The sequence below is a fragment of the Streptomyces sp. ERV7 genome (assembly GCF_001653515.1).
Lineage (GTDB): Bacteria > Actinomycetota > Actinomycetes > Streptomycetales > Streptomycetaceae > Streptomyces.
On the sequence record NZ_LYOY01000038.1, the window covers coordinates 1 to 4,282 of the forward strand.

General features: G+C 73.5%; 4 protein-coding genes. All 4 read right to left on the minus strand.

Annotated elements, in window-relative coordinates:
• Positions 1 to 844, minus strand: an 844-nt coding sequence (locus tag A8W25_RS14500) for an AfsR/SARP family transcriptional regulator (RefSeq protein WP_199831755.1), incomplete at its 3' end; no start/stop codon positions are given.
• An 85-nt stretch (positions 845 to 929) separates the two neighbouring features.
• The gene (locus A8W25_RS14505) at positions 930 to 1,235 is read right to left on the minus strand and encodes a nuclear transport factor 2 family protein (protein ID WP_234386456.1); all 306 of its coding nucleotides are present in this window, start codon (positions 1,233 to 1,235) and stop codon (positions 930 to 932) included.
• Between the two features lie 58 nt (positions 1,236 to 1,293).
• Positions 1,294 to 1,719, minus strand: a complete 426-nt coding sequence (locus A8W25_RS14510; RefSeq protein ID WP_067161415.1) for a nuclear transport factor 2 family protein — start codon at positions 1,717 to 1,719, stop codon at positions 1,294 to 1,296.
• 136 nt (positions 1,720 to 1,855) lie between these two features.
• Positions 1,856 to 4,159 carry an NACHT domain-containing protein gene (locus tag A8W25_RS14515; RefSeq protein WP_158942544.1) on the minus strand — a complete coding sequence of 768 codons (2,304 nt, stop codon included), beginning with the start codon at positions 4,157 to 4,159 and terminating at the stop codon, positions 1,856 to 1,858.
• Between the last annotated feature and the right edge of the window lie 123 nt (positions 4,160 to 4,282).

Below are 4,282 nucleotides of genomic sequence, written 5' to 3' on the forward strand. Positions count from 1 at the left end.
GAGGCGGCTCGGGGACGGGCTCCGCGGCGAGGCCGGGGTCGCCCACCAGCACGCGCTGATGGAGCTCCTTGAGCGGGCGGCCCGGCTCGATGCCCACTTCGTCGTCGAGGAGCTGGTAGTAGTCGCGGTACGAGGCGAGCGCGTCGGCCTGGCGCCCCGAGCGGTACAGGGCCAGCATGAGCTGGCAGCGCAGCCGCTCGCGCAGCGGGAACTCGGCCACCAGCGTGGTCAGTTCGGGCACCGACTGCTCGTAGCGGCCCAGCTCGACCAGCGCGTCCAGCCGGTCCTCGCGGGCCACCAGACGCAGCTCTTCGAGGCGGTCGGCCTCGGCCAGCGCGAAGCTGCGGTCGCTGACGCCTTCGAGGGCGGGCCCGGTCCACAGGGCGAGGGCCTCGTCGAGCAGGGCGACCGCGGCCCCGGCGTCGTCGTCGGCCGCGGCCTTGCGGGCCTGGTCGGTCAGATGGACGAAGTGCAGGGCGTCGACCTGCTCGTCGGCCACCTGGAGGGTGTAGCTGGTGTTGCTGCGGGCGCCCGCGCTGAGCAGCAGCTCGAAGCCGGAGGTGGCGCGCCGGCCCGGTTCCAGGATGCGCCGCAGATGCATCACATGGGTGCGCAGGGCGCTGACCGCGCCGTCCGGGGCGTCGCCCTCCCACAGGAGTTCGGAGAGCCGGGAGGTGCTGACCGGGCGGCCCCGGGCGAGCGCGAGAGCCGCCAGGAGTGCGCGCTGCTGCGGCCCGAGGCCGATGTGACGGCCCTGGACCTCCACACTCACCGGGCCCAGGAGGCGGATCCGGACCGACTCCTTCGGTGCCGGTTGCGCCCCGGGCCCCGAGGTGCGGCTCACACCATTGCCTCTGCTTCCCTGTTCCCGCTGCCCGTTCTGTGTCCCTATGTTCCGTGTGCCTCTGTCCCCTTCGGCGTCGGGGCGCTCAGCCGGGGCCGGTGACGAAGCCCCGGATGACCGGGCCGGAGACGGAGAACTCCCATGCGGTGTCGATGTCCCCCCAGATGTCGTTGTGGAAACGCGCCGTCATCGACAGACCGTCCTGCGACTCGCGTACCACCTCCATCCGGGCGTGGGAGGAGAACAGCTCCCGCTCCACCCAGGCCTCGGTATCGCGTTCGGTGCCGACGTCGACCACGGTGGCGTCCTTGGCCAGGACGGTCCACAGGGCCTGCTGGTCCTGGGCGTTGACCGCGTCGACGAACGCGCGGACGACCGGGTGGGAGGGCATGCCGGGGGGAGTCATCTCTGGTGCCTCTCTGGAGTGGTGGGGACGGGTGGGCGCATGCTCAGTCGTCGGTCACGGCCCGGTGGAGGGCGTGCGTGTCCTCGAAGAGGTGATAGCGGGCGATCTTCCCGTCCGTGACCGTGAGGTGCGCGGCGAACGGCGTGACGAGGGGCTTTCCGCTGGCTTTGACGGTGTCCCGGAGATGGCCGATGATCACCCCCTGTTCACCGTCGACCACGATGTGCGTCACTGTGAACTCCTCGGGCTTCAGATACTCGTGGAGGGTCGTGAAGAACGTCATGACCCCCTCCCGCCCGCGGTGCGAGCCCGACCACGGCACCGCCGAGGAGCCCGGAGCGTTGAATTCCGCCGACTCGGCGAAGACCTGCACAGCGCCCTCCAGATCCCGCTGCGAAAGCCGGGCCAGATAGGCGTCGATCGCAGCTCGGGTGGCCTGCGCGGCTGCCTCGGTGGGCTGCGTGGACATCTCATCAACTCCTCGTCCGTGCTGTTCCCTGCTCGTGGGGCTCCAGTGTGGTGCGCCTGTGGCGGCGAACGTAAGTCGCTCGCCTTTTTCCGGCCATGTGCCCGCGGTTCGCCGGGTACGCGGGCGGGGGCGCCGATCACCGTGGGGCGGCCGAGCCGGAGCGTGCGCCCGGCAGGTCGGCGGGCGGACGGGGGCCCGGCGGGCGTGTGCTGTCGGCGAGGTGCTGTTGCAGCCGGGCGTGGCGGAATTGGTAGGTCGGGCCGACCCTGCGCAGGATGCCGAGCCGATGGGCGTCGGCGAGGAACGCCTGGAGACGCCAGGGGAGTCGGCCGCGTACGGCGAACTGGAGGCGGGCGATGGTGTAGTACGGCCAGGCGCAGGTGCCCAGGGCGAGCACGAGGCCGATGGGCCCGGTGTCGATGAGCCGGACGGCTGCCACCACGACCAGATCGCTGAGCGTGCTGGAGAACCAGATGGTCATCCGTACACCCGCGTCGGGCAGCACGAACAGCAGGGCGCAGGCGCCTCCGCCGAGGAGGGCGAGCAGCCGGTCGGAGCGCAGCGTGGCTTCGACGCCCGCCCCGGAGTCGTCGACGGAGCCGGCCCGCACCCAGCGCAGGAACGCGAGCCCCGCGCCCAGCACGGCGCCGATCACCAGCCCGTCGCGCAGGCTGGCCGGGAAGCGCGTCTGGCCGCCGTGGTGCACATAGGCGGCGTAGCTGGCGAAGAACAGGCCGCTGGAGAGGGTGACGCACAGGACGCTCCCCAGCGCGCGGGGCAGTCGCCGCCGCCAGCGCGCTGTGCCGGGGCGGCCCCGGACCGGCAGGTCCGGCGGGACCGGCAGGCCCGCGGCGAGCACGACCAGCCACAGACTCGCCCCGGCGAACGCGGTCCCGACGAGGAAGGTCTCCCCCGGGTTCGTGCCGGGCAGGAACGGCATCATGGCGGGAGCGGCGGCCAGACCACCGCCGAGTGCCGCCGCCGCGGACACGGCGGTCCGCCGCCCCATGGTGGTCGAGGGCGCCGAGAACCAGCTGCCGAACAGGAACACGGGTACGACGGCGACGGCCTGGGCCACGCTGACGGCCAGGACCCACCAGGGCGCCCCGAGGACCACCAGGACCGGATTGGTGACGAGGTGCCCGGCGACAGTGATCGCCAGCCAGATGAGGGCGCGCCGCCAGGGCCCGGTGAGCGACGGGCTCCAGGTGTGGAGCTTCCACCAGCGCAGTTCGAAGGTGCCCTGTCCGGTGAGCCCCTGTGCCAGGAACGTCAGATGGCGCAGGGCGTCGGCCGGGTCCGGGCTTCTGGTGGGGTCCTGGCGGCGGGCGCGCTCGTAGAGGGTCGGAACGAGCGCGTCCAGCAGGTGCCGCTCCAGGGCGGCGGCGCTGGGAAAGCGGTGGGGCTCGGCCAGTTCGGCGGGATCGCGGTCGCTGTCGGCGTACACGGACCGGGCCAGGGTCGCCATGAGGGGGCTGGTCAGGACGGCCGCGGCCGGGGAGTCGGGGGTGCGGGCGAGGCGCCCGGCCAGCTCGTCCCACGCCTCACGGCGCTCGGGGGCGGCGGCCAGGCGCAGGGCGGCGAGCGTCTCGTCGATCCGCAGCGCCGCCGGTTCGAGGACGGTCGCGTGTGCCAGCGGGGCGCTTTCCCGTACGGCCTGTGCGTAGGCCTCGGTGCGGCAGGTCAGCACGAGCGGCGCGTCGGTCGGCAGGGTCTCGTTCAGGGCCTCCAGGACCGCTGTCCGGCGGGTGGACGGCACCTCGTCGAGCCCGTCGAGCACGGGTACGAGACGGTGCTCGGTGAGCAGCTCCACCACGGAGGCGGTGCCGTAGCGCTGTGCGTCGCCCAGGGCCGGGTAGTCCTCCGTGACGCGCCGCTGCAGCCAGTCCCGGGCGTTCTCGCGCGCGGGGTCGAAGGAGGCCAGCGGGCACAATACGGGCACCGGGTCCTCGGGCGTGCGGGTGCGCAGCAGGGCGAGGAGGAGCAGGACGGAGAACGTCGTCTTGCCCGAACCGGCGGGCCCCAGCACCACCAGGCGCCGCCGGGTGGCCCGGCGGAACGTCGCGATCAGCTCGTCGGGGTCGTCGGCGTGGCAGCCGAGCGTGGTATCGGCGTCCATGCGCCGGTCCACGAGCCCGGCGCGGCGGGACGGCGCCCAGACCACGGGCAGCGGGGCGGGCGCGAAGAGCTGGCGCAGCACGCCCTCGTCCTCCCACTGGCGCCGCACCATCCGGGCGAGCGCCCGCTCCGTCTCCGCGATCTGCGTGGTGTCGGCGCTGTGGTGGCGGGGGGTGCCCCGCCACGCCCAGATCGCGAGGAAGCCCAGCAGTCCGGCCACGGTCCCCAGCACCGAGGCGGCGGCCGAGACCTGGTCGGGGCTCCACACGGCCCACAGGGACATCAGCCCGCCGGCCACCACGGCACACACCGACCATGCCACCACCCAGCGCCCTCGCATACCGGCCCAACGCCCGAGCGCCCGGAGCGGTCACGCCTGCGGACCAGGAATCCGGCCGTTGGCGAGGGGGCCGGGAGAGGAGATGGGCCGCAGAGGGTCCGGGGG

Coding starts and splice junctions, on each gene's coding strand:
- A8W25_RS14510 (WP_067161415.1), bottom strand. CDS start 1,719: ATGTCCACGCAGCCCACCGAGGCAGCCGCGCAGGCCACCCGAGCTGCG.
- A8W25_RS14505 (WP_234386456.1), bottom strand. CDS start 1,235: ATGCCCTCCCACCCGGTCGTCCGCGCGTTCGTCGACGCGGTCAACGCC.